At 70.1% G+C, this 24,713-nt stretch carries 20 protein-coding genes; 7 read left to right on the forward strand and 13 right to left on the reverse strand.

All coding sequences use genetic code 11. The features are described 5' to 3' along the window. Positions 1–65: 65 nt before the first annotated feature. The 9 genes from ACTRO_RS06065 to ACTRO_RS06105 form a co-directional block, all read right to left on the reverse strand. Positions 66–1,064, reverse strand: a complete 999-nt coding sequence (locus tag ACTRO_RS06065) for a C40 family peptidase (protein ID WP_034261846.1) — start codon at positions 1,062–1,064, stop codon at positions 66–68. Continuing rightward, a complete protein-coding gene (locus ACTRO_RS42825; protein WP_051450378.1) occupies positions 1,052–2,101 on the reverse strand; it encodes a replication-relaxation family protein in 1,050 nt (349 codons plus the stop codon). Before ACTRO_RS42825 ends, ACTRO_RS06065 begins: the two co-directional genes overlap by 13 nt. A gap of 88 nt (positions 2,102–2,189) precedes the next feature. Further along, complete coding sequence (locus ACTRO_RS06075) at positions 2,190–4,658, reverse strand: type IV secretory system conjugative DNA transfer family protein (RefSeq protein ID WP_051450379.1); 2,469 nt, start codon at positions 4,656–4,658, stop codon at positions 2,190–2,192. Positions 4,659–4,693: 35 nt separating this feature from the next. Continuing rightward, the gene (locus tag ACTRO_RS06080; protein ID WP_034261848.1) at positions 4,694–6,571 is read right to left on the reverse strand and encodes a VirB4 family type IV secretion system protein; all 1,878 of its coding nucleotides are present in this window, start codon (positions 6,569–6,571) and stop codon (positions 4,694–4,696) included. Between the two features lie 21 nt (positions 6,572–6,592). Then, positions 6,593–7,501, reverse strand: coding sequence for a PrgI family protein (locus ACTRO_RS06085; protein WP_169739822.1), 909 nt, complete (start codon positions 7,499–7,501; stop codon positions 6,593–6,595). A gap of 210 nt (positions 7,502–7,711) precedes the next feature. Further along, a complete protein-coding gene (locus ACTRO_RS46840) occupies positions 7,712–9,679 on the reverse strand; it encodes a TrbL/VirB6 family protein (RefSeq protein ID WP_051450380.1) in 1,968 nt (655 codons plus the stop codon). A 3-nt stretch (positions 9,680–9,682) separates the two neighbouring features. Next, positions 9,683–10,051, reverse strand: a complete 369-nt coding sequence (locus tag ACTRO_RS06095; protein WP_034261852.1) for a pilin — start codon at positions 10,049–10,051, stop codon at positions 9,683–9,685. 302 nt (positions 10,052–10,353) lie between these two features. Further along, positions 10,354–11,091 (reverse strand): hypothetical protein, encoded by a 738-nt coding sequence (locus ACTRO_RS06100; protein ID WP_034261855.1) that lies wholly within the window; start codon positions 11,089–11,091, stop codon positions 10,354–10,356. A 120-nt stretch (positions 11,092–11,211) separates the two neighbouring features. After that, the gene (locus ACTRO_RS06105) at positions 11,212–12,018 is read right to left on the reverse strand and encodes a transposase family protein (protein WP_169739823.1); all 807 of its coding nucleotides are present in this window, start codon (positions 12,016–12,018) and stop codon (positions 11,212–11,214) included. Positions 12,019–12,795: 777 nt separating this feature from the next. On the opposite strand from ACTRO_RS06105, the gene ACTRO_RS46845 reads away from it, so the two are divergent. Together ACTRO_RS46845 and ACTRO_RS06115 are read left to right on the forward strand one after the other, a co-directional pair. Continuing rightward, complete coding sequence (locus ACTRO_RS46845; protein WP_157435822.1) at positions 12,796–13,449, forward strand: hypothetical protein; 654 nt, start codon at positions 12,796–12,798, stop codon at positions 13,447–13,449. Continuing rightward, complete coding sequence (locus ACTRO_RS06115; RefSeq protein WP_084316008.1) at positions 13,442–14,470, forward strand: TRM11 family SAM-dependent methyltransferase; 1,029 nt, start codon at positions 13,442–13,444, stop codon at positions 14,468–14,470. Before ACTRO_RS46845 ends, ACTRO_RS06115 begins: the two co-directional genes overlap by 8 nt. On the opposite strand, the gene ACTRO_RS06120 is transcribed toward ACTRO_RS06115, so the two are convergent. From ACTRO_RS06120 to ACTRO_RS06130, 3 genes are read right to left on the reverse strand one after another with little or no spacing between them, the layout of a single operon-like run. Further along, positions 14,398–16,074 (reverse strand): site-specific integrase, encoded by a 1,677-nt coding sequence (locus ACTRO_RS06120; protein WP_051450382.1) that lies wholly within the window; start codon positions 16,072–16,074, stop codon positions 14,398–14,400. The genes ACTRO_RS06115 and ACTRO_RS06120 overlap by 73 nt on opposite strands. A 5-nt stretch (positions 16,075–16,079) precedes the next feature. Further along, positions 16,080–16,424 carry a helix-turn-helix domain-containing protein gene (locus ACTRO_RS06125; protein WP_034261863.1) on the reverse strand — a complete coding sequence of 115 codons (345 nt, stop codon included), beginning with the start codon at positions 16,422–16,424 and terminating at the stop codon, positions 16,080–16,082. After that, on the reverse strand, positions 16,425–17,498 hold the full coding sequence (locus ACTRO_RS06130; RefSeq protein WP_034261866.1) for a tyrosine-type recombinase/integrase: 1,074 nt from the start codon (positions 17,496–17,498) through the stop codon (positions 16,425–16,427). A 1,045-nt stretch (positions 17,499–18,543) separates the two neighbouring features. Between ACTRO_RS06130 and ACTRO_RS06135 the strand changes: the two genes are divergently transcribed. The 4 genes from ACTRO_RS06135 (at position 18,544) to ACTRO_RS06150 (ending at position 22,155) form a co-directional block, all read left to right on the forward strand. Then, a complete protein-coding gene (locus tag ACTRO_RS06135; RefSeq protein WP_051450383.1) occupies positions 18,544–19,530 on the forward strand; it encodes a hypothetical protein in 987 nt (328 codons plus the stop codon). Positions 19,531–19,556: 26 nt separating this feature from the next. Further along, on the forward strand, positions 19,557–20,162 hold the full coding sequence (locus ACTRO_RS50740; RefSeq protein ID WP_425394871.1) for an XF1762 family protein: 606 nt from the start codon (positions 19,557–19,559) through the stop codon (positions 20,160–20,162). 203 nt (positions 20,163–20,365) lie between these two features. Further along, positions 20,366–20,683: a helix-turn-helix domain-containing protein gene (locus ACTRO_RS06145; protein ID WP_084316009.1), complete on the forward strand. Its 318-nt coding sequence runs from the start codon at positions 20,366–20,368 to the stop codon at positions 20,681–20,683. 146 nt (positions 20,684–20,829) lie between these two features. Then, positions 20,830–22,155: a tyrosine-type recombinase/integrase gene (locus tag ACTRO_RS06150; RefSeq protein ID WP_051450384.1), complete on the forward strand. Its 1,326-nt coding sequence runs from the start codon at positions 20,830–20,832 to the stop codon at positions 22,153–22,155. Positions 22,156–22,497: 342 nt separating this feature from the next. Here ACTRO_RS06150 and ACTRO_RS46850 read toward each other — a convergent pair whose 3' ends face one another. Then, positions 22,498–23,031 (reverse strand): hypothetical protein, encoded by a 534-nt coding sequence (locus tag ACTRO_RS46850; RefSeq protein ID WP_157435824.1) that lies wholly within the window; start codon positions 23,029–23,031, stop codon positions 22,498–22,500. A gap of 499 nt (positions 23,032–23,530) precedes the next feature. Between ACTRO_RS46850 and ACTRO_RS06160 the strand changes: the two genes are divergently transcribed. Continuing rightward, positions 23,531–24,685 (forward strand): restriction endonuclease, encoded by a 1,155-nt coding sequence (locus ACTRO_RS06160; protein WP_169739824.1) that lies wholly within the window; start codon positions 23,531–23,533, stop codon positions 24,683–24,685. Positions 24,686–24,713: the final 28 nt, after the last annotated feature.

Below are 24,713 nucleotides of genomic sequence, written 5' to 3' on the forward strand. Positions count from 1 at the left end.
CATAACCGACACGACGACGAAACGACACCGAGAACCCGACCGGGCTAATCAGAACCTACCTTCGGCTAGTCGATTAGCCTGCGTATAGCGACGGTTTGTGGTTTCCAGGCTGAATCCCATGAGTCGATGGAAACGGTCGTGCCCGTGTGAGGAGCCTCGATGACGTAGCCGTCTCCGAGGTACATTCCGACGTGTCCGGGGGCTTGCGGGGTGCCGTCGGATCCGGCGGCGAAGAGCAGGTCGCCGGGTTTGAGAGCATCCGTGTCGACGGAGGTACCGACGAGTGCCTGCTGTTCGGATGTGCGGGGAAGTTGGATGCCGGCGGCGAGGTAGGCCTCCATGACCAGGCCGGAGCAGTCGTATCCCGTCGGTCCGGTGCCGCCGTAGATGTAGGGCTTGCCGAGCTGGGCGAGGGCGTAGTCGATGGCTGTTACGACCTGGGGCGGTGTGCCGGGCGGGATGCTGTAGCCGGGCGGGATGGCGGTGGCGGCGTTGGTGCTCGGGCAGGGGCCGGTGGTTCCGGCGAAGGTGGCTACCAGTTGGCCGGCGACGTTCTGCCATTGCGCGTAGGCGTCGGGGTAGGCGGATCGCTGTACGTCCTGGGCCGCGACCGCGAGGGCGAGGTTCTGCCAGTTCGCGACGTCATCAAGCGCCTGGTAGAACTTCGTGCTCGCGTACACAGGGTCGGTCAGTTCGGCCGGGGTTCCCCAGCCCTGGCTGGGGCGCTGCTGGAACAGGCCCAGGCTGTCGCGGTCGCCGTAGTCGAGGTTCTGCAGGCGTGATTCCTGGATGGCGGTGGCGATCGCGATCTGCTCGCCGTAGACGGGGATGCCCATCTGGACCCCGACCTGGTAGATGGTATGTGCATTGGCGATTTGGGTGGCGGTGAGTTTCTCGCCGTCGCCGAGGTCGGTGCCGGCTGCGGCGCTGCCGGTGCCGCACAGGGTGCTGTTGCCTCCGGCATCGCCGAGACCGAGGAAGGAGGCGACGCCGGCGCCGGCGGCCGCGATCAGGACGATGACGAGGACGAGCGCGGCGATCGCGGCCGCGGCTAGTTTCCCCACGTGCCCTCCGGTGCGGCGTCGGGGCCGGTCGGGGGCAACGGGGCGGGCGGTTCGTTCCACCAGGCCGGGCGCGCGTTCGCGGGCTCGCCGGTGCGGCGCGGGGCAGGCGGGGTGAGGGTGTCGAGCTCGATCAGACGGACGCGCTCGCCGCGGCCCCGGCGTGTCGATACCGGCCGGTAGGCGGGCCCGGTCGGGCCGTAGGCTGCGAGGGCGCTGGGCGTGGTCGTGGCCACCGGAACGCTCGCGCGCAGCTTTTCGAGCACATCGTGCAGGTGTGTCTCGCGGGCGGTGGAGTGCAGACGGAAGAGCACGAGTTGGGGGCGGGAGGTGGCCTGAGCGAGGTGGGCGTAACCGGTGAGTTTGCCGGCCAGGCGGGTCAGGGCCTCAGTGCCGGTGTCGTATTCGAGGAAGAACCGCACGTGCCGGCCCGCCGCGGGATCGGCGGCGCCGACCGTATCGGTGAGGTGGCCGTAGCCGTCGGGGCGGGCCAGGTCGCCCCACAGTCGTAGGCAGCGGCGTTCGGACCACCATGCGGCCAGGTGGGTGCCGGTGGGGTCGGTTCGGGCGGCGGCTGCGAGGCGCACGAACAGTTCGTTGGTGCCGACGGCGTGGCCGAGTTGGGAGCTGACGGCGATCTGGTGGGCGCGGGAGCGGTGGTAGCCGAACTCCTTGATGCTCACGCCTCGGCCCGCGGCCAGCCATGCGGCGCCGGCGGGACCGAGGACGTAGTGTTCCGGGGCGGTGCCGATCGCCAGGCGGGGGCGGAAGCGGTCGAGCACGCGCAGATCGAGGGTCAGGTGGCGAAGGCGTGCGCGCATGGTGCGGGCTCCGGTGTAGGCCAGCGCCAGGATCTGGTGGGAGGTCAAGACTTTGTGTTCGTGGAGCATTTCGAGCAGCCACTGGTCGCGGGCGGTCAGGTGCGCGGCGAGGATCGCCAGGTGGTGGCGGCGCACCGGGGCCGGCGGGTCGGCGGTGACCGGGGTGGGCAGGTAGCGCTGGGGGAAGGCGGGTGTGGCGAACGGTGCAGGTTCAGGCACGGTATAAGGGCTCTTTCACAAGGTGCGCGGGCTCCGCGCCGTGCCGCCCGACATCGGGGACGGCACGGCGCACGGGGGCCGGGGTTTTCTAGTCGCGCGGGTCGGCGCCGACGGGGGTGGTGTTGGTGTGCGGCAGGTCGTCGGGGGTGGCCGGGGCTCGGCCGAACACCTCGCGGGAGCGTTCGCGCACCAGTTGCGCGCGGCCGGGGATCTCCGGGGGCAGCGGGATCGTGGTCAGCGTGAACGCGCTGCGCTCCTCACCGCGCGAGACCAGACGGGCTGCGGCCTGGTAGACGCCGAGGTGCGAGAGGTCGTGGGCGACCAGCAGGGGCGAGGTGTGCCGCTCGAGGTCCCGCGAGTCCTCCGGTGAGGCGTTGAAGAACACCTTCGAACGGGCGTTCGCGCTCACACCCTCACGCAGGTCGCGCGGCAACTGGGCGAGGTTCTGGTGCGCGAGGGTGAGGCTGAGGCGGTAGCCGCGGGCCTCGGCGAGCATGTCCTCCATCGGATACGGCAGCGACAGGAAGTTCTGGCACTCATCGAGATACAGGCCGGCATCGACGCGCTGGTGCTGGGCCAGGCGGGCCCGGCGGCTCGCGCCCTGCCAGGTCTTGGCCACCACCAGGGATCCGAGCAACTGCGCGGTCTGCTCACCGAGCACGCCCTTGGGGATACGGACCAGGCACAGCCCGCCGTCGAGCACGTCGCCGATATCGAACGAGGATGCGCCGGAAGCGATCGAGTTGCGCACGAACGAGCGGGTGAGAAACGCCCTGAGCTTGTTCATCAGCGGGCCGATGACGGTGGCGCGGTGCGCGTCCGTCCAGGCGTCGTAGTCCGCCCAGAACCCTTGCAGGACCTCGTCTTTGATCCCGGCGGTGGCCCGGTCGCGTTTGACCCGGTCCGTGAGCATCGCCGCGACATCGCCCAGGTCGCTGCCGCCGGTCGGGTCATGGTGCAGCAGGGTCAGGCAGGCGTTGCGGAACACGTCGTCGGTGCGCGGACCCCAGAACCCTGAGAAGATCTTCGAGAAGATGCCGGTGACGTTGTCCACAACCATGTCGCGGTCCTCGACCGTCTCGCACTGCAGCACGTTCAGCCGGGGCGGTGCCTTGATGTCGTCGGCGTCGAAGAGCACCGTGCGGTCGGCCACCCGCTTGGGCAGCCGGGCGAGGATGTCCTCGATCATGTCGCCCTTCGGGTCCACGACCACCACCCCGCGCCCGGCCTCGACATCATCGAGTACGAGGTTCGTCATCAGCGTGGACTTGCCGGAGCCGGTGGCGCCCATCACGTGCAGGTGGTGACGGGCGTCGGCCACAGCCAGCCCGACCGGGCGCTTGACGCCGGCGTCCGTGATGCCGATCGGCTTGATCCCGGCGCTGGTATCCGGGGCCTGAATGCCCGGGGGCGGGCTGATCGAGGCGGCGCCGGCACGTTCCAGGCCCGGAGCACCGGGATCGGTCGGCAGGTGCGCGAGCGCGCCAAGTTCGCCAGCCGAAAGCAGGTACCCGCGGCCGTGGAAGGCCCGGGAGGCGAGCACCTGGCCGGCGGCCGGCAACCTCTTGCGCGCCATCCAGTTGGCGCCGGAGTACACGGAGAAGGCCGAGGCGATCTGGTGGGCACGGCCGCGCAGCCGCGGGGAATCCTCATGTTCGCCCGCGATCGTGGAGGCGGCGGCATAAGAGAGCCGCACGTCCCACAACGCCGAAGCGGATTTCACCGAGGCGGCACGGTAGGCCGCGACCTGCGCCGGGTCGAGCACCACGGCCTTACCGGCCCGGTGCCCAGCTCTCGCGCGGGCCTTGGTGCCAGGGGTGATCAGGTCAAGCAGCGCCCCCAGCGGCCCGAACCCGCTCCCGCCGCCGCGCAGCGCGGCCACCTGGCGCCGCGCGGTGCGGGCGCGGCGGCCCGTAACCGGGCGCGCGAGCAACTGCACGGCGGCGTACTCGCCCACGCCCAGACCGGAGCAGGCAGACAGGAGCGGACGCAGGGGGTCCGCGTCGTGCTTGGTCTCGAGCGGAAGCACCTCGGACTTCGCCAGCACCATCCGCCCGCCGATCGCTCTCGCCTGCGTTGGAAGCAGGCGGGTCGCAGCGTCGGTCGCATCCTCGGTGCGGGTCTGGGCGCCGGGCCAGGCCGCGACGATCGCGCGCTCGATCATCAGCGGTGGCACGATACCGGGCACCCAGATGCGCACCTGCAGCCCGGCGCGCGACCAGGCGTACTCGAACGCGAGATGCGGCTGACCGGACCAGAACCGCGTACGAGGGGGACGCAGCAAGCCCAGCAGGTGCGACCAGAACGCCTCGGCACCGCGCGCGTCGACCTTCGGCGGCGCCAGCACCGTGATCACCCGGGCACCGTCGACGTACGCAGCGTGCCGAGCGGCGCGGATCCGACCGCGCACCACGAGGTAGCCGGCCGACACGATCGCGATGCCGAGCGCGCAAAGCGGCCCGTACAGCGGCGCGGCGTGCGTGACAGCGTGTTCGAAGCGTGTCAGGACCGTGGCGGGGTCGGTGAGGAATCCGGTCAGCCGTCTGTGCCCGCCCATCGTCGGAACCGGGGCGGAGCCATATATAGGTGCGGTCACAGAAGTTCACCGTCGGGATCGTCGAAGTGGCCGAATGCAGCCGGAAGGTCGAGATCAGGCGGCGAAGATTGGTCGGCGAAGTAGCTGTCGACCTCCTCCTCTTCCGCCGAGTCAGCCGGCGAGGTGGAGGCCAAGTCGTGCTCGAACGGCGAGGCGATCACTTCGAAGGAGACCCGGGCGGAGCCGGCAGCCAGCAGACCCAGACCCTGCGGCGCAGAGGCGATCAGCGCGGCTTCGCCGTCGGAGAGGCGGAACGCGGAGGTAACCGCGTCCATCGCTTGCGGGGCCTGGCGCAGCAGCACCTGGGTCGCGGAGTTCGCGACGATCGCCGCCCCGAGGTCTGAGCTGAGCACGTCGGCGGCGTCCTGCGTGATCACGGCCAGGCCGGCCCACCTTTTGCGCGCCGCCTTCGCCATCCGCAGCAGGAACCTGGCCCCTTCCGGGTCGCGCATGAGCAGCCACGCCTCATCGACCACGACGAGCCGGCGGCGCTGCTGCGGGGAGGTGACCTGCCGCCAGACTGCGTCGAGCACCAGCAGCGTTCCGACGGTGCGCAGCTCGTCCGGCAGCTCGCGCAGGCTGATCGAGACCAAGTGCCCGGTCGGCTCGGTGGTGGTCGGCCCGTCGAACAATCCGGCCCAGGACCCGACCGTGTACGGCTCGAGCTGCGCCGCGAGGTCGGCTCCGGCCTCGCCATGCCGGGCGAGCGCTTCGACGAGGTCGGCGAGAATCGGGGCCGGGCGCGTCCAGGTGCGCGGGTCGGTGTTGATCCCGCGCGACGCATAGGCCGCGAGCACCGCCTTGTCGAGTACCGCCCGGCGTTGGGCGTCGAGGGTGGTGCCGAGCAGGACCTGGACGAAGGTGTGGATGAAGCTCGAGCGGCGCAGCAGCAGGTTCACCCCCGTCGCCGCGGCCTGCGGGTCGGCGGCGTGCTGGGGCAGGTCGAACGGGTTCAGGCGCACCCCGTCGGTGCCGAGCAAGAGCACTGTCCCGCCGACCGCGCGGGTCAACCGCGTGTATTCGTCCTCGGGGTCGATCACGAACACCTGCACCCCGGCGTAGAGGGAGCGGAGCACGTCGAGTTTGGTGAAGTAGGACTTGCCGGCCCCGGAGCGGGCGAGGGTGATCGAGTTGTGGTTGTCCTGCGCCCACCGGTCCCACAACACCAGCCCGCTGCTCGCGGCGTTCACGCCGTAGAGCACTCCAGAGGCCGGGGTCGCGGGATCGGTGGGATCGGCCGGGGCGAGGTCCGGGGAGGTGAACGGGAATGCTGCGCTGAGCGCGCCGGTGTCGAAGGTGCGGGTGACCCCGACCGTGTCGATCCCCAGCGGCAGGCACGCGGCCCACCCCGAGAGCTGTCGGAAGGTGGTGGGCGCGGTGGTGACCAGCAGGCCCGAGGCGAGCGCGCGCACGGCGGCGATCTCGCGCGCCAACGATTGCTCGTCGGCGGCGTAGACGGTCAGGTACAGCCCGACGCGGAAGAGTTTCCCCTCCCCGCGTGCGAGCCGGTAGGCGAGATCGGCGGCGTCCTGGGCGGCGGCCTCGGCCTCAGGGTCGAGCAGGCGTCCGCGCTCGTGATCCGAGCGGCGGTTGGACTCGAGCCGGGCGCGCTGGCGGCGCAGTTTCGTCGCGGCGGTGGCCGGGTCGATCGGGGTGATGTGCAGTGCGATGTCGAGCCGCCCGGGGTAGGTGGTGAGCGGTTCGAGCCACCCGGCGTGCACTTCGGCCGGGTAGCCGGTGACCGCGAAGCTGGCGGCGTACTGGTCGCCGACCACCAGGTGCCGGGAGGTCACTTCCACGGCGTCGGGGGCCGGTACAGGAGCGAGGCCCAGGGATGTGTGGCCTCGGATGCGCCGGCGGGTGGCGAGTTTCACGGGTGTCCTCCGGTACTGGGGTCAGGTGCGCGGGGCGGGGTCGGTCACGGCGTCGGCCAGCAGTACCGAGGTGCCGGCCGGGGTGAAGGAGACGATGCGGATCTCCGCTCCGGTCAGCGCGGCGGCGGCTTCCTGCTGGCGGCGGGCGATGCGCGCCCCGGCCTCGGCAGAGCCACCGGCCGCGGGCTCGCGGGCAACCACCAGCACCTGCCGGGAGAGCAGCTGCTGGCGGGCGGAGAGCTCGGCGAGGAACGCGGCGTGATCGCGCGCTGCGGCCTCCAGGTGTGGGTGGGCGAGCCCGACGGCGCCGTGCTCGAGGTCGGCGACCAGCGCGGTCAGATCCAGGCGACGGGTGCGCACCAGGATCTGCACGGGGCCCGAGAGCGCGTTGAGGAACCGGCCGAACCCGGCGACCAGAGCGTTCTGCTCCCCCGGGGTGCGCAGCGAGAAGTTCACGGTCGAGGCGGCCGCGATCCCCGCGTGCCCGTGCTCGCGCAGGGAGAGGATTCCGACCTCGTCGATGCCGTCCGCCGGCAGCTTCAGCGTTGCGGGCAGCGGTCCTTGGGCCTGGCGCCAGGCCTTGGGCAGGATCGAGGGAAGCGGCACAGGATCGGCTCCGATCGCGTGGTTGACCAGCAGGCGAGGGCGGCGGGCGTGGGCGAGGGCCGCGAGCAGAAACCGATCCCCGGACAGCCCGTCACGGGTGGCCAGCGCGACAGCCGCGGCCACCAGGACGATCAGCGCCAGCGGCGCGACGATGAGGAGGACCGGGGCGTGGGGTGCGGCGCGATGCGCGGCGGTGAAGATCAGCCAGCACGCCCCGCCGACCCCCGCGATGATCGCGACCTGGCGGAAGGTCAGACGGGCAACGACGACGTCGGGGCGGTCGACGTCCGCGGGGATCCGGGCGGTCAGATACTCCTCAGACACGGTGTCCACCCATCAGCCGTGCGTCCTCACGCCGCCTCGTCTCCAGGGCGATCTGCCGTGCCGACCGGTAAGGCAGTTGCCGGGACGCGAGGAGGCGGGTGCGCCGCAGGCGTGCGAAGGTGAGGGCGAACGGCGGGTAGCACGTACGCCGGGTCCGGCGGTGTCGGCCGCGGTAGGACGTGCGTGGGCGGCGGTGGTTCGGGTGAGGGTTCACGGGGTTTCCTTCGTGGAGCGGGGCGCAGGAGCGCGGGTGGGACGGTGCGGGGGCTGCGGCGCGGCGGGCCCGCGCACGGGAGGCGGGGCGCTCATGCGCGCGGAGGACGACGCGGCGGGGTTCGGGGACGGGGTTGGTCGCGACGGCGGTGCAGGCTGCGTACGGGCCGCGGACATCCGGGCGGGCGGCGCGGATGCAGGTTCGGGGCCCGGTTTCGGTGGGGCGGCACGGGCAGGAGTGGAAGGTTTCGGCGGTGGCGGGAAAAGGCCGCGCTGGACCTGACGCGGCCGTAGCCGATCCGTGGGTGCAGGGGCGGAGCGCGGGTCCGCTGTGTGCGCGGCGGCCGGCGGCTTCGGGTGCGGTACCCGGGCAGTTTTGATTGGCAGAGTCATCTGGCGGTACCCGGTTCCGGGGCCGGGTGCCGGCGGCGTCCCGGGCGCACCGAGCTTCGGTGATCCGGAGGCCGATCCCGTCTCCAAAGCCAGGCGCGGGCCTTGCCCGGCCGGGGCCCGGGAGCTCGCGGGCAGGCCCGGACGGATGGTCGCGATCGCCCCGGCCGATCGCGCGGCAGGCGCGTCGGGGTGTAGTTGGGTGGCGCGGTAGATAACCCCAGACCCGCCGCCGCTCGCGCCTGGTGCGGGGCCCGGCCGGCGCGGGCCGCCGCCACCGCCGCCCGGCCCGCTCGGGCCGCTCGGACGCGGCCGGTTCGGCGCACGCCCGGGCTTGCGTACGGGGAAGCCGCCGGGCCCTTTGCGCATGCCGAGCGCGCCGAGGGTCTTGTATGCGATGACGGCCTTGGCCATCCGCGCCACGCCCGAACCGGCACCGCCGAGCATGCTGCGCGAGACCCACATCGGGATCTTGATCAGGATCCAGCACAGGGCGAGGAAGACCAGCGTGTCGACCAGCGCGGAGTTGTTCGGCAGCCCGAACAGGCTCACGTTCGCCGTCGGATCGAGCATCACGTCGAGTGCCACGACGAACACCAGCGACTGCCCGAGCTGGATCAGGAACAGTCCGCCGATCGCCCGCCACCACATCCGTGCGAGCGTGTCCGGGCCCGGGATCGCGTGCAGCATCAGCACGAGAGGGGCTGCGACCGCGAGGATCACGGTCAGTGCCACGCGCACGATGTAGGTCAGCAGGATCGCGATCAACATCACCTGCGCACCGAGGTCCAGCAGGATCAGGAAGATCGAGTTGCCGGCCGAGCCGCCGAGCAGGTTGCCCAGCGCCTTGCCCGCCGTCGCCGGATCGATCGTGCCGCCCAGAAGAGCCGAGGCGATCGCGTCCGCGAGATGGATCATGAGGGCGAGCAGCGCGATGGACGCATTGCCCGCGATCATCCCGACCGCCAGGCGCGGCACGATCTCCTTGGCCGAGTGCCGCGACTGCACGGTCCCGTGGGTGGTGACGATCACGGCGCCGATCAGCACCAGCAGCAGGTAGAGGGCGTTGGCCAGTAGCGCCATCTGCGTCCACAGGCGCTGGACCCCGGCCATCGCCGTCACGTCCGGGGTGCCGAGCAGCGTGGAGCCGAGCAGGTCGAGCATCGGGGTCAGCGCGTCGGCGATCAGCGACCCGAACCAGTCGTTGATCGCCTTCGTGATCTGCCCGGGGACGTCGAACCACGACGGGTTGCTGCTCGTGCCGGTGCCCGGGTCGGTCGTCGTGACCGGGCTCGGCGTGGTGCTCGGGGACGTCGGTGACCCCGGCCCCAGCCCGATGCCCGGCGTGCTCGGTGAAGGGGTCGGTGACGGCGCCGGATCCGCGAGGATCACCCGCTGCGCCGAGCCGGAATCACCTCCGGCCGGTGCTGCGGCCTGGGCCGCCGGGGCGGCGATCAGCGCCGCCAGCGCGACGGTCGCAAACACCCCGAGCACGCGCCGCACGCAACGCGCGCGGCCCGGGGCCGGGCGCCCGCGGCGTTGCGGGCGCCCGGTGGAGGGCATCGTGGTGGTCATCGGTCAGCCGCCGACGATGCCCTTGAGGATGGTGATCACAACCGGGGCGAGGATCGCCAGGCAGTAGCCGATCGCGGCCGACTTGAACGCGGTCTTCGCCTTCTCGACCTCGCCCGGGTTGCCGTTGGAGATGACGTAGCGGATGCCGCCCAGGACCAGGAACAGGGTCGCGAGCGCGGCGAGGATGCCGATCAGCCAGTTCTGCAGGTTCGTGATGACGGTGGGGATGTCGGCCGCGGCGAGCACCGAAACGTCAGTGTCGGCGAGCGCCGGAGTGGCGGCGAGGACGGTCAAGGCGAGGGCGCCGGTGGCGACGGTCAGCAGCGCTTTGAGGCGCGGCAGGCGGCGCGGGGCGCTGGGGTTTCGAGGCAAGGTCGTGCTCGTTTCCGATGCGCGCGCCAGGTAACCGGCGCGATGCGTGCGGGTGGATTGAGGGGGTCTCGCCGCTCCCGGGTCCGCACGACACGGCCCTCCTCTCGCGGGAGATCGAGGGGCGTATGCGATGAGCGGTGGGGGGTCAGCACCACGCGGGCGATGGACCCGGGAGACCGCCGGAGATGGGCGGTCAGGCGGCCGAGGCGATGAAGTCTCGGCGCTTTAGAAGGGAATTTCGGGGCCGTTTTTTCTCATTGCGCGGTGAAGTCGCTGGTCGAGAAGGCCGCGGCGAGAGGCGGTCAGACGGCGCGCAACAGCCCGTCTTCGATCCCCGCTGCCAGTGCTGTAACGGCCTCCTGACGGCGCCGGTAGAGGGTGGCGACTGAGATCCCGTACCGGCTGGCGAGCGCGGTGTGGTGCTCGTCCTCGAGGTAGATGCGGCCGATCAGATCGGCCTGCTGCGCCGTCAAGACCCCGAGCGCGACGGCGTGCTCCAGGACGTGGTCGGGGTGGCCGGCCGGGAACAATCCGATGGCTGCGCTGTGCGAGGAGAGCGACTCGGCCTTCGTCTCCTCCGCCTTGCGCGCCTTCCAGCTCGCCGACAGGGCCCGCGCACACAGCCACCCGGCGACATCGTGGATCTGCGGGTCGGACACGTCGATCTCCCCGAGCGCGACGAGGAACTCGGTGACCAGCTCCGCCTGAATGTCCTGCCAGTTGCCGGGGCCGTTCTTGCAGGCGCGGCGGAACACGGTCGCAAGGCCCGGGTAGGCGAGGCCGAGCGCGGCGGTAGTCCACTCGCTCATCCCGGCCTTGGAGCGCGCGATCACGGCGCCCCACAGCGCACGCTTGGCGGCCGCCGGCGTCTGCGGCGACATCAGCAGCGACTTGATCTCGTGCAGCGGAAGGACGCGGGCGGGCAGTCCGGCACCGAGGAGAGCGCCGTCGAGGGCGAGCGGGCGCGGCGCGGCGAGTTGGGTTGCGAACGCGCGACGGATCACGTTCAGCGGAAGGTCGAAGGTCGTCAACGCGGTCATGGCGTGTGCTCCCGATGGTGATGCGTGGGGTGGTTGGGAGCGCCATCCGAAACCGGGCCGGGTGCGCACCGGGTGCGCCTGCGGTGCCCGGCCGATACCCCGAGGGTGCGTCCGGGAGGTCTATTCATAAGCCACACGCCGGAATCGTCGTAGGTTGATGAGTCCGGTGATGGCGGCGAGGACTTCGGGGAACTTCTCAAGCGGTGCGCGGTAGCGTCCGCCTTCTTCGCTCAGGATCCGCCAGGACTTCACGTGGGCGACGGCGCGTTCCACGGCCGCGCGGACACCGGAGAGCAGCTTGTTGTCTCGCTTGTAGTTCTCGTGCAGGTCGCTGCCGGGTCTCCGCTTGTACGGCACGACGTCGATGCCCTCGACCCCGACGTAGCCGAGGTCGGCGAGCTGGTGGATGCCGTCCATCAGGCCTTTCAGGCCCGAGGCGGCGTACGCGTAGGCGTCGTGCCGGGCGCCGGGGATCGGCATGGGGCCGATCGCGGCGAGGTCGCCGTCCATCGAGCAGGCGATCTGCACGTTCATCCCCGCGTATCCGGCCTTGACCGAGTACAGGTCGCCGCGGTGCTTCCAGTCCCAGGTCGGGCAGATGGTGCCGTCTACCAGCGCGGTGCCGGCGCGGATGATCGCGCGTGGGTCGGGGGCCAGGTCCTCGAGCACCGTGGCGATGAGCGGGCGCAGCAGGTCCCAACGGCGCGAGACGGTGGCCTGGGAGACGTGGAAGAACGCCGCGGCCACGTGCTGGACCGGGTTCCTGCGCAGCAGGTGGATGACCAGGACCACGGAGTCGTACAGGCCGAGCGCGGCAGGGCGTCCGCCCGGTCGGGCGATCTCGCCGGTGCCCAGATGCCCGGCCACCCGCGCCACGACCTCGTCCACTTGTTCCTTGACCAGCCCTGTTATAGCCTCGACGCGCACGGCCCCGCCTTGATCGTTTCCTTGAGTAGATCCGATCTAAGGTCAGGGGCCTTGCTTATGTCCAGGCTTCGGCGACAAGTCACAGCCTGTGAATTTCAGGAGCCTGTCCCACGACGGGCAAGGCCCCTTATGAATAGACCTCCGGGTTGCGCGTTTACGCCGGGCCGCGCGCACCCCGAGCGCAACCCGTGGCGCTGGGCTGCGCGGACATCGCGGCCGAGAACGCACAGCGAATGGACGGAAAGAAATTCGAGATTTTCTGGGCCGCACTCTTGCCATCACGATGGCTCGCGCGGCTCCCCGCAGGGCGCGCGGGATTCGGCACGCCGACTCGGGCGGCGGGTAAAGCCACGCTCCCCGAGAGCCGCACGGGTTGCGACCAGTTGGGTCGATCGTCGGCCAACGCCGCGTACCAGGCCTCGCCGGCCTGCTCGATCCCTCGAGTGACAAACGAGGTCCGGTCCCCCGCGAGGAGAGTGTGCTCGTTGCGCGCAACCGATCCGCAACCCGACCCGGTGACGTGTACGAACGGGCCGGACTTACCAGCCATCAGGCGCGCGCAACCGGCACGCAACCTGAGCCTTTGACCTGCGCCGATACCCTCCCAGGGCCCTTCGCGCGCTCGGCAAGGCGGGGCCCCAGCCGCCGATTGGGCCCGACGGGCCACACCGCCTCCGGCCCTGACCAGGGCTTTCACGGAGCTCTGAGAAAAAAGGGCCCCCAAATTCCCTTCTAAAGCAGGTCAGCATCACCGGCGCCGCACGAGACGGCACCGCCATGAACAACCCGCCTCACATCCCGTCCCGCCCGCACACCTCGAGGCCCACGACCGGGCCGAGCCGAACTACAGAACCCGCGCCGCGCCGCCCTTATCGCCCGGCACGCGGGATCGACGTCCCCACCAGCCTGTGGCTCGCGCCCACCGGAACCGACTCGCCCGCCAACGCCGCATCCGGCGTGCTGCCCGACTGGGCACGCACCCGTCTACACGCCGAACACCCCGCACGTCCTGCAGCGGCGAGCTCAGCGCACGAACCGCGCCGGCCGACCCGGTCGGCCGACAGTGACCGGGTCGGGCTGGTGTTGCTCGAGTCCCCTACACACGAACTCGACGCCCGCCTCGTCCATGCGCTCGGCCGGCTCGCCCCCGGCGGCGTGCTGGCCCTTGCCTTCGGCCAAGACGTCTGCGGGCCGGACATCACACGCCCGTCCACCGCGATCGCCGGCGCCCGTCGGCACGGCTTCATCTACCAGCAGCACATCGTCGTGATCACCACCGCGTGCCCGGGCCACGCGCCCGCCTCGTCCGCGGCCGAGCACCCGAGTCCCGCCCGCCCGCTGCCGCACCTCACCGCCGCGCCCGTGAGCGTGCGCGCACACCAAGACCTGTACCTGTTCACCGCCCCCACCCAGGAGCCGCAGCATGCCTGAGTTCCCCCGTCGCCCCGAAACCGTCGTACCCGGTAACGGCCTGCTGGCCGGACAAGCGGAATCCACCGGGGTCGGCACCTCGCTCTGGCTCACCGCTCAGCAAAACTCCCGCACCCAGCGCACCGGCCGCTACCTGCCGGCCTCGGTCGCCCACCCGGCCAAGATGCTCCCGGCCATCGCCCGCCACGCCATCCGCGCCTACACCCGCCCCGGCGAAATCGTCATCGACCCGATGTGCGGCATCGGCACCACCCTCATCGAGGCGATGCACCTCGGCCGGCGCGGCTTCGGCGTCGAGTACGAGCCGCGCTGGGCGAAGCTCGCCGCCGCGAATATCGCCCACGCCGCCGCGCACAGCGCGGCCGGCACCGCCGAGATCGTCAACGCCGATGCCCGGAGGCTCCTTGAGGTCGCGCCGCCGCATCTGCACGGCGAAGCGGCCCTCGTGATCACCTCGCCGCCCTACGGGGCGTCGCTGCACGGACAGATCCGATCCACCTCGGAAAGCGGACTGCCCGGAGTACACAAGATCAACTACCGCTACTCCGCCGACAAAGCGAACCTCGCGCACCTGACCCTCGACGGACTCATCGACGGATTCGCCGCGATCCTCGCCGGCTGCGCCACACTGCTGCGCCCCGGCGGCATCGTCGCGGTCACCGCCCGCCCGTGGCGCGAGCGCGGCGAACTGATCGACCTGCCCAGCGAAGTCATCGCCGCCGGGCAGCGCGCGGGCCTGATCCCCCTCGAGCGGTGCGTCGCGCTGCTCGCCGGGATCCGCGAGGGCGAGCTGATCGCCCGCCCGTCCTTCTTCCAACTCAACAACGTACGCAAGAAGCGGGCCGAAGGGCACCCGCACGCCGTCATCGCCCACGAGGACGTGATCATCCTCGCCAAGCCCGAAAGTTCCAGAAGTTCACGTCAACTGAAGGGTTCTCAGGTCGAACTTCAGGATACTTCCGGGGCTGCGGCGGGGTCGAGTGCTGAGGTTCGCGGGGATGAACCGGGGAGGGACTCGTGATCGGATGCCAGCAGGAGTCGGGCGTTGGTCGCGTAGCGCACTGCGGTGCTCTCGGATCCGCCGAACACGGCGAGCAGGTGGGTGGGGTCGGCGCCGGAGGCGAGGGCTTCTTCCAGGCGCCGGTCTATCCGCAGTCGTTCGAGGTTCGTGTCGGTCGCGCGCAGGTCGATGACGTAGGTCTGGCTGACGGGCCCGAGCCCGAGCGCGCTTTGCTTGCTCACCAGCAGGTGCGGGTTGGCGGTGCCGGGGTGGCGTCGGTGGCGGTGCTCGAGGTAGTCGAGCAGCACCTGGTGGGTCAGCGCGTCGAGGGGGCGCTCGATGCCGCCGATCGTGATGCGCCGGGCGGGAAGGTCGAGGTCGTTAAGGCGCAGCGCCCGGGTCTGTCCGGGGCGTGCGCCGTGGATCGCGGCGAGTGCGAGAAAGAGGCGGGCCTGTGGGCTCGTGCAGGCGGCGATCGCCTGGTCGAGTGTGGCTTGGTCCAGGGGTTGCCAGATGGGGCGGTTCTCGCTCGGGCCGCGCAGGGCGCGGGTGGGGTTCGCGAAGATGCTGCGGGTGGCCTTCGCCCAGCGAAACAGCGCGCGGAGGCTGGAAAGGAGCATGCTGCGCTGCTGCCCGGTGGCCCGGTTGTAGACGGCGGTGACATCGGCGGGGGTCACCTCGCGCAGGTGGTGGTAGCGGGCGGACCATGCGGTCAGGGCGGGCAGGATCGCGGTGAGGTAGGTGTAGGCGGTGTGGGGGTGGCGTGCGGGGCTGCGCGGTGTGCCGTAGCGCAGGGTGCGTGCCCAGGCGGTGATGTCCGCGCCGATCGCGGGGGCGAGGGTGGCGGCCTTGGCCGCGAGCCACATGTCGAAGGTGGTGGGCAGATCGTCGTCGAGTACGTCCATCTGCTCGAGCAGTTCGAGCACGTGCTCGAGGCCGATGCAGTGCGCTCGTGCAACGGGGCGTGCGGCGCTGGCGCGTACCGTCTCCCCGGCCTGGTGGGTGGCGAGCAGCTCGGTCAGGGTGCGCTGCATCGCGCGCTGGGAGGCCGGGTTCCATCCCCGGGCTTGGGCGGTGGTGTGGGCCAGGTGCAGGGCCCAGGCGAGGAACGGGTTCTCCGGTGCCGGGGCGCTGCGCAGGTCGAGGCGCTGGGCGCGGTAGTTGCGCCGGTCGAGCTCGAAGAGTGCGGTCTGGATCCAGCGGGCGGCGGGGCGCGCGGCCACGGGTGGCGGCGGTTTGCGCGGTCGGCCTTTCTCGCCTCGGCGGCGCGGCGCGGTGCGCGGGCGGGCTGTGCGTTTGGTCATTCCGGCGAGGAAGAGCTGTTGGTGGCGCACGAGGGGAAGGTGCGGGGCGATCATGACTTTGGCGCGCGCGTCCAGGTGCTGCGCGCCGTCGCGTTCGTGCCGGGCCTGGCACCAGCACAAGCGGCAGTAGCCGTTCTTGAGCGGCTGCTCGCGCCGGCAGGCACCGCAGCGGCCGATGGGGTGTCGTCGGGCGGGTGCGGTGAAGTTGTAGCAGCCCAGGCATACCCCGGTGCTGTGGATCAGCCCCCAGGCGTAGCAGGAGACGCAGCTGTCCAAGGTGCCCGAGGGCGGGCCCGGGGTCCCGGGAAGGCCGCGTGGCATCCGGGTCAGGCGATCGGTGGGGGCAGCGAGCGCCCGCCGGTGCGGCGCGGGACGATCGCGAGCGGGGTCGTGCCAGGGCCGCCCATCCCGGCGGCTGGTGCGAGGTTCGCGGCCTCGGGCCCGGGGGCGACCTTCTCGGGCTCGGGGATGAGCAGTTCGCCGATCTCGCAGCCGAGTACGGCGCAGATCACGTCGAGTTCCTCGAGTTTGAGGGAGGCGGGCTGGCCGGACCACAGGCCCGACATCTTCCCGGCCGACAGGACCAGGCCGCGCTCGGCGAGGGCGCGCTGGAGGACCGAGGCCTTCCAGATCTCGCGTTTGGCCGCGGCCATCCGCAGGTTCCACTTCATCTACGCCAGCCCCTTGAGTCTCTCGGCCGCGCGTGACTGGCCGGCCAGCCACGCGTCCTCGATCCGGGTGCGGTGCACGTGAACGTACCGCATGGTCGTGGCCACCCACGAATGCCCGAGAAGTTCCTGTATGGATATCAGATCCATGTTGTTGAGGTAGAGCTGGGAGGCGCAGTAGTGCCGCAGCACGTGCGGGGTCAGCCGGCCCGCCCACCCCGGCAGGTACGACGCCGCGGCCTCGGCCAGGCCCGCGCGCAGCGTCTCGTAGCCCACCCGGCGCGCACTGCCGTCGATATCCCGGCGCTCGGCGGCGAACAACGGCGCACCGGGCCGGGCGTGGTCACGGTCCAACTGGCCCCACACGTCCTGGATGTACCAGCGCAGCAGCTCGGCGGCACCGCCGAGCAGCGGGACCATCCGCTCGCGCGGACCGGAGCCGTAGGAGCCCTTGCCGTAGCGCACGTGCAGCTTGCCGAACCGGCCCAGCTCCCAGCGCACATCGGCGAGATCGAGCCGACAAGTCTCGTTCGCGCGCAGCCCGGTATCGGCCATCAGCCTCGCCGCGGCATAGGTACGGGCCGCCGGGGCGAACTTGCGGGCCGAGCCGAGCGCCTGGCCCCACCCGGTGAACAACCCCGTCATCTCCGCCTCGCTCGGCGGGATGCGCAACCGGGCGTCCTTGCGCCCGCGCGGCCGGTTGAGCTCATCGAGCGGACAGACGGCGACGATGCCGGTCAGCGCGTGCAACTCGGCCTGATGGCGTAGCTCGAGGAACTCGAAGTACACCGAGAGCGCGGCGGCACGAGCCAGTCGCGTGCCCCCCGCCGCACCGCGCAGCACCTTCCCGAAGTACACGTCGGCATCCGCCGGCGCCATCTCCCACAACGGCCGGCCGAACCACTCACGCATCAGATCCAGGTGACTGACATCGCCACGGATCGTCGAGTCGCTCAGGCCCGCCGACGCCCGCGCGAGCACGAACCCGGCCATCAGGTCGACCTCGAACTCCGCCACGGCTTCCGCGGTCGCCACCGGCCGAACGTCGCGCAGGTCGCGCACGAGCGCAAGCGCCAACTCCGGCTCCCAACCTTCACGCCGAGCACGGAAAGTTCATGAAACATGAGAACTGTGCATCAGTCCCGAGATTCTGTCAATGCTCTGCAAAGGGAAGGCCCGACCCCCGAAGCCCAGGCCAGCGGCACCAATCCGCACCACACCCAGGAGGAACACCAGTGTTGTCGGACTGAGGCCTGGAGGTTCGGGCCAATCCGCACCGCCTCAACCGCGACCCGGTCAGGGCCACCTCGAATGGCGCGCACGAGCCTTCGCGGAGGCGGGTGCATGACCGTGGCCGGATATCACGACGCGGCGAGTTCGCCGGAGCGCTGCGAGGAAGCGATGGGCCCGCGCTGCGACACGCCGCTGTTCGGATCCGCCTCGTCCGCTCCCTGGTGCCCGAGGTGCGACGCAATCGTGCCGCGAGACCAAGCCTGCTGCCCTTACCGGCATCGGCCACCAGCCACGAGGGCCAGCGGCTCTGCCGCGTTCACGCACCCCTGGTCGAAAACGCCGTCCCCGTTGACCACGACTCACCCCTCAAGGAGTGGTGACCGCCGCAGCCGAACCCGGACTCGTCTGCACCCGCACGGACCGTAAGAGAGCCACATGACCACATCCACACCCGCCACGGACTTTCAGACTCGGGCTGATGCGTGCCAGGGACGCCCGCCACTGTGCCGACGCTGCCACCGCGAACTCGTCCCCGACCCGACCGGCCCCTGGTGTCGGAGCTGCCGCACCGCAGACGCCGGAGCACCGCTCCACACGCCATGCCCCATGCCCCCGGCCGCCACCAGCGCAACCGCACGCACCCGGGGACTGCGTCTGTGCCGCGCCCACGCCCGACGCCTGATCGGCCACGCCGGACCCGGCGCGGCCCTCTTCGACCAACCCGCTGCGCGATGAATCCAGTGCCGCCAACGAGTGGATGACCATCCACGCACCAGCGCCGCCCGCAACGCACCACCGGTCGCTTGTTCGTCGGAGACCTTTCACCCCCGCCTCACTCCGCTCCACTCAGCGCGCGCCAACCGCCCTGTTGCTCTGAAAGGGACAGTTCTTGCCCAACCGCTCCACCACTCCCCCGTTCTCCCACGTCTCCGGCACCGCACCGATCCGCGCCCTTTCGCTCGGCGCCGGCGTGCAGAGCTCAGCTCTATTGATCATGTCCGCGAACGGCGAGCTACCCAAGCTCGATTACGCGGCCTTCGCCGACCCGGGATGGGAGCGTCCCGAGACCTACGCTGCCCTCGACCGGCTCGAGGACGAGGTCGCCAGGCCGGCCGGAATCCCGGTCGTGCGCCTGTCCGCGGGAGACATCCGCCGGGACGCTCTCGATCCCACCTCGCGGTTCGCGACGATGCCGCTGTTCGTCAAGAATCTCAACGGCACCAGAGGCATGCTCCGCCGGCAATGCACTTCCTCGTACAAGGTGAAGGTCTTGCTGGCGGAGGCCCGTCGCCGGCTCGGCGCCGAGGAACTGCCGGATGGCCGAGTCGGTCGCGTCAAGCGCGGCCTGTCCCTCGAGCAGTGGATCGGGATATCCACCGACGAGTTCGCCCGGGCTAAAGACTCCGGCGTCCTCTACGCCCGCAACCGATTCCCCCTCATCGAGCTCGGGCTTGCCCGCGAGGACTGCGAACGCTACCTCGCCGAGCACGGCTTCGATGCCGTGAGCCGTTCGGCGTGTGTCGGATGCCCGTATACCAGCGACCAGGGATGGAGAACCCTGCGCGACGAGCATCCCGAACAGTGGAACGAGGCCGTCGCGTTCGACCACGCGATCCGCCACGGCTCCGCCCGGGCCAACGCCGGCGGCATTGCACTGCGCGGACAGGCGTTCTTGCATCCCTCTCTCAAACCGCTCGACCAGGCGCCGATCGACCCGCCAGCCATCAGACGAGTCCGTGGGCACTTGCGTCTGCTCCCGGCACACGAGGAGTGGACAGGATCACCCGACGGCTGTGGGCCGTGGGCGTGCCGCTCGGGTTCGGCAGCGCTCTCTCCGGCAGCCGCGGAGACGCGGCAGCCGAGGCGGGCTGCGTGAGCGGGCCGACGATGCCCGGCCCCCGCATGCCGACTGTGAGTAGAAGGCTGGAGATCAGGCCGCTTGCGTTCCGCGATGCCTGCGACCTGGTCGATGCGCTCCGCCGTCACCGCGCCAGGCCCGTTGGCCACCAGTTCTCGATCGGCGCCCTCGATCAGACAGGGAGGCAGCTCGGAGCCACGATGGTGGGGCGGCCCGTCGCGAGCCACCTTGATGACGGGCTCACCCTCGAGGTCACGAGGCTGGTCACCGACGCCTCGCGCAACTGCTGCTCGATGCTTCTCTCCGCAGCCTGGCAGGCGGCGAGAGCATTCGGCTATCTGCGTCTGATCACCAACACCCACGCCGACGAGAGCGGCGCGAGCCTTCGCGCCGCCGGGTGGACCAAGGTCCGCAAGTTACCGCCTCGACGTGGCTGGAGCACGCCGACTCGTCCAAGGAGGGACCGGGGTACCGACGAGGTCGCGCGCTCTCTGTGGCGGGCCCCATCGCCGCGCCGCGCTGAGAACCGCGCTGAGACTGCCGCAGCTTCTCAAACGTCGCCACCGACCGGAGCCACGGTGAGTCGATCGCATACGGAGGCTGATGGTCGTATCGACGAGTTGCCCGCGATTAAGGACCCCACGCGCTGACAACCGTCCCCACAACCAGTTCCCGTCCGGCACCGCGCACACCACACCAGCCCGCGCCCCACCCGATCTCGCTCGAGAACGATTCAGCACGGCAGACCGGCACGACAGCAGCCGCCGCCGCGCGCGAAAGCGCCGTGCCGCACCGTTCTCGACACCAACTCCCCCGTCACAGCCTTGGTGGATCCAGCGCGCACACCTACGCCATGGGCGATTCCGACGACTCGCCCCATGAGGTTTCCTCCGACTCCGACGCACCGGCGCACCTCGTTCAGTCACGCGACCAACGGCTCCCACCCGCCGACACCGCACCACTGTTCCCGCTGTTGCCCGCGGGCATCCGCCCGCTCGCCTACACGCCCGAACAGGCAGCAGTCCTGCTGGCCGTGCGCCCGTCCTGGCTGCGGCGCGCAGCAGCCGCGGGCGATATCGCGTGCACCTACCTCGGCAAGCACCTGCGCTTCTCCGAAGACGACCTGCGCGCGATCGTCGCCGACAACGCCGCCGGCCCCCGCCCGGACTAGCCCACACCACAACACACCCAAACAGCCGACCAGCAAAGACTTGATCAATATCGGCCGGCGAGCGTGGATGGACCCCACCCGCCACCCGGCGGGAGCCGAACGCGGAAGCGTTCACCCCGAGAACTACCGTTCAGGAGCACACCACCATGGCATGGGTCGAGCCCAAGGGCGCCGGATTCCGCGTCCGCCACCGCCACCCCGACGGCACCGTCGAAACCCTCGGCCGCTACGAGAGCAAGATCGAAGCGCGGCGCCACGCCAAGAACTTCAACGCCAGCCCCACCGATCGCAACCCGGAGCCAAGGGTGGAGAACTCCGCGTCCACAACGCACCCAGCACCGGCCGCTGCGGCAGTCGCGAGTCTGGCCGCCGCGCCGAGGCCCGAGTTCGGCGCGGTCGTCCCCGAGGCCATACGACCGGCCCGGCGCGCTGCCCCCGAGCACCCCCGCCCGGTGACATCTCCGGCCACCTTGAGCGCCGCGGGCCTGCTCACGCTCGACCAGTGGGTCCGGATATGGATGGGCGCGCACAGGGTCGCCCCCACCACCGCAGCACGCTACGAGTCGCACCTGCGCCTGCACATCCTGCCCAGGTTCGGCGAGACTCCGATTGCCCACATCGCCCGGATCGAAGTCAAGGCGTGGGCCAACAACCTGACCGACCGGATGGCCACCTCCAGCGCCCACTCGATCCTCACGCTGCTCTCGACCGTGATGGCGGAAGCCGCCGAGAACCAGTACATATCCATCAACCCCTGCCACGGACTACGGCTGTCGCACCGCAAGGGTCCCGATAAGACGATCGCCACCCCACTTCAGGTCCTGGAGATTGCCGACCGCCTCGATCCAATCTCCGCCGCCATGGTCATCACCGCCGCCTACACGGGCATGCGCTGGGGCGAACTCGCTGCGCTCGGCTGGCACAACGTCCTGCTCGATCAGGACACTCCGAAGATCATCGTCCATGCGAACGAAGGGAACCTGCGCGAACTCGCCGGCAGGGTCTGGCTCGACCAGCCCAAGACCGAGAACTCCGGCCGCTCCATACCCCTCCCCCCGTTCCTAGCGAAGCTGCTCACGGCCAAACTCACCGTCGCTCGCTACGACACCGTGTTCACCGGAGCGCGCGGCGCCTACCTACGCCGCTCCAACTTCCGCCAGCGCACGTGGGATCCCGCCGTCAACGGAGCGCCCGGTCACGAAAACTCCGACCGGCGCAAGCCAATCGCCAGTGGCATGACCTTCCATGGGCTCCGCCACTCCCACAAGACCTGGATGAAGGAAGACGGCGTCGACGGCTTCGTCCAGGACAAGCGCCTCGGCCACGCCACCCCCAGCATCGGCGACCGCTACAGCCACATCACCCCCGCCATGACCGCACACCTGCTCGGCCGGCTCGAGGCCCGCTACCAGCAATCCGTGAGCGACTTCGCGGTGCTGCCGAGGAACCCGCCTGGTTTGGCCGCCCGATAACGAATGCGCGCGACCCCAGGCGCGCAGGGACGCCGGCCCTCGGCGCCGGGTCAGAGCGCTCTCGTGCTCGCGCCCGGCGCCTTTGCGCTTCGTGGCCGCCAATACGCGTAACCCGGTACAGGAGCGGATTGGGGTGACCCGAGGTGCTGTCGTCGGTGCCGCGAGCGAGGCCAGCCCGTTCACTCTCGCCCCTCATAGCAGCTGCTGCTTTGCGGAACCGAAAGCAGGCAGCTCCGTGCCGACCTCTAGCCCGGCCTCATCGCATATGAGCGAAACACTGAGCTCATAGCCGTTACAGAGCAGAAGCACGTCAGCCGGCACGTCGAGAGAAACTCCGGCAGGTCAGACTTCAGTAAGACAGCGTTCTACTTCCTCGACCTCTAACCCCGCCACGTCTGCGATCTCCTCGAGAGGTGTACCGAGGTTGGCGATCCATTCCTCGAGCACCTTTCCGAGACTCGGAGGAAGCCCGGGCGTGGGGGGAATACGTACCGTATCGACGTACTCGCTCAAGTTGTCGCGGTGCCACCACTGTTCATCTGGATCAAGCTGCCGGCAGGCGGCTTCGTATTCGTCATCTCCAGTGCCTTCAGCGATCTTGGCTCCGGTGCGCCAGTCGAAGACGGCCCACCCATCTCCTCGGGTCGGGCCTCCGTCAACGATCTTCTTTCCTTGCGCCTCAAGCTCCTCGAGCTTAGCGAGGCGAGCAGCGCGCTCAGTGTCGTAGGTTCGAAGGATCTGTTGGATGTGCGCCGCAATCGCATCTGCCAAGCCGAGGTTTCGCGTTGCGGACTCGGCTGTTCTCCGCGCGGCTTGAGTGTACGTCTCCCCGGTGGCGGCCATGCGGGCTCGGGCTTCACGCTTACGTACGTCCATGTCGTGGTCCCTTGGGTGGTGGGCACCCACGTCACCCGGAGGACAACGATTCCAGAGAAAGGGATCCTAGAAGCCACCGCGAGGCGGCGCCTCTTGTCCTCAACGCTGCACGACGTGGGCGTGCCAAGCTCGGAGACGGGCCAGCGTGATGGCCGCTGATCCGAGAGGATACAGCATCATGTGCCGCAGCTGCTGCACTTCGCCAGTCGGCGCGAGCGCCTTGGTTTTCACAGCCAGCACACCAGCAGCGATCCGGCCGGGCCACCGCCGATCAAACGCAGTGTGGACCCCGACTCGCTTGGTAGTGCCGCCGCAATAGGCTTGGCTGGCGAGCGCAACTCACCGTCCGTCAGATCCAGCTTGAGAACGAAGGTGACCTGCCATCAGGATCGAGGAAGCCGAGTTCGGCGATGAAGGGGAGCTGCTCGGGGCAGGCCATCCTCTCGTTGTTGGTGCGTTGCAGCTCCCGCTTCCTCCTCCACTGACGACCACTGCTCCTTTGCAACTCAACTTGGGCGATCTGTCGTGGGAAGCGGTGGAACGCCTGGTGGTCGCGCTCGCCCGCGAGGTCGACCAAGCCCGCGAGGCCCGGCGGTACGGGCGACCTGGACAACAACAACACGGCATTGACGTCGGGGCGTTCTTCGACGGAAAGCCCACCACTGTCTACCAGGCCAAACGGTACGAGAAGTTCACGGCACGGGATCTGCGGAACGCCGTGTCGACGTTCGTCCAGGGCACGCGGCCGCTCAACGCGGGCCGACTCGTATTGGTCACCACTGCTGATGTCGCCGACACGCGTATCGAGGACGAACTTGCTGCGCAGCGCGCCACGCTCCCGGATCTGCGGATCGACCTGTGGGGGCGGGAGCAGTTATCAGACATGCTCGTCGACCGTCCTGATCTGGTGCGCCGGTTCTTCGGTGAAGAGACGATGCGCATCTTCTGCCGCCCTCTCGGCACCCGGAGTGCGTCGAGCGCCGCTGCCGGCGAGGCCAAGGCCTACGCTGAACGGCTCGCCGCGCATCTTGGCAGCCAACTGCCGGAGACGGTCAGTCTCGACCTCCTAATTGCACGGACCGGCGAGGCTATCGCCAGCCGCACGCTCGCCGACTGGATGACAGCGGGCGAACATGCGAGCATCCGAGCCGCCTCCGGGGCCGGCAAGAGCCATCTTCTCGCCCGCCTGGCGCTCGACTTGGAAGGCCGCGGTTGGCTGCCCATCCTGGTGAAGGCGTCATTCTACGAGGGGCACCTCGACGAACTTCTCGACGAGACCATCGCGCCGTTCACCAGCATCAGCGCATCCCAGCTGGCCGAGGCGGCACGCCGCGAACGCTCCCCGCTGACCCTGCTGGTGGACGCGCTCAACGAATGCCCAGTCGGTCACCGGCCCCGCCTGAACCAGCAGCTGAACGCGTGGGTTGCACGCGAAAGCGCAACGCTGGTGAGCACGAGCACGGACCAAGAGGACTGGCAGGCACCAACGGCCGCCCAGTTGGTCTTGCAGGCTCCCAGCGTGGAACAGCGCAGCGCGCTCAAGCGCGTCTATGGCGCGGACGCGGCCGACGACCGGCTCGACGTTTTCACCACACCCTTTGAATTGGCCCTGGCCTCGCAGCTTGCACAGGAACTGCCGGAGGGGGCTGGATGAACCGTACCGGAGTTGATCCAGGCTTGAT

This window comes from Actinospica robiniae DSM 44927, from assembly GCF_000504285.1.
GTDB lineage: Bacteria > Actinomycetota > Actinomycetes > Streptomycetales > Catenulisporaceae > Actinospica > Actinospica robiniae.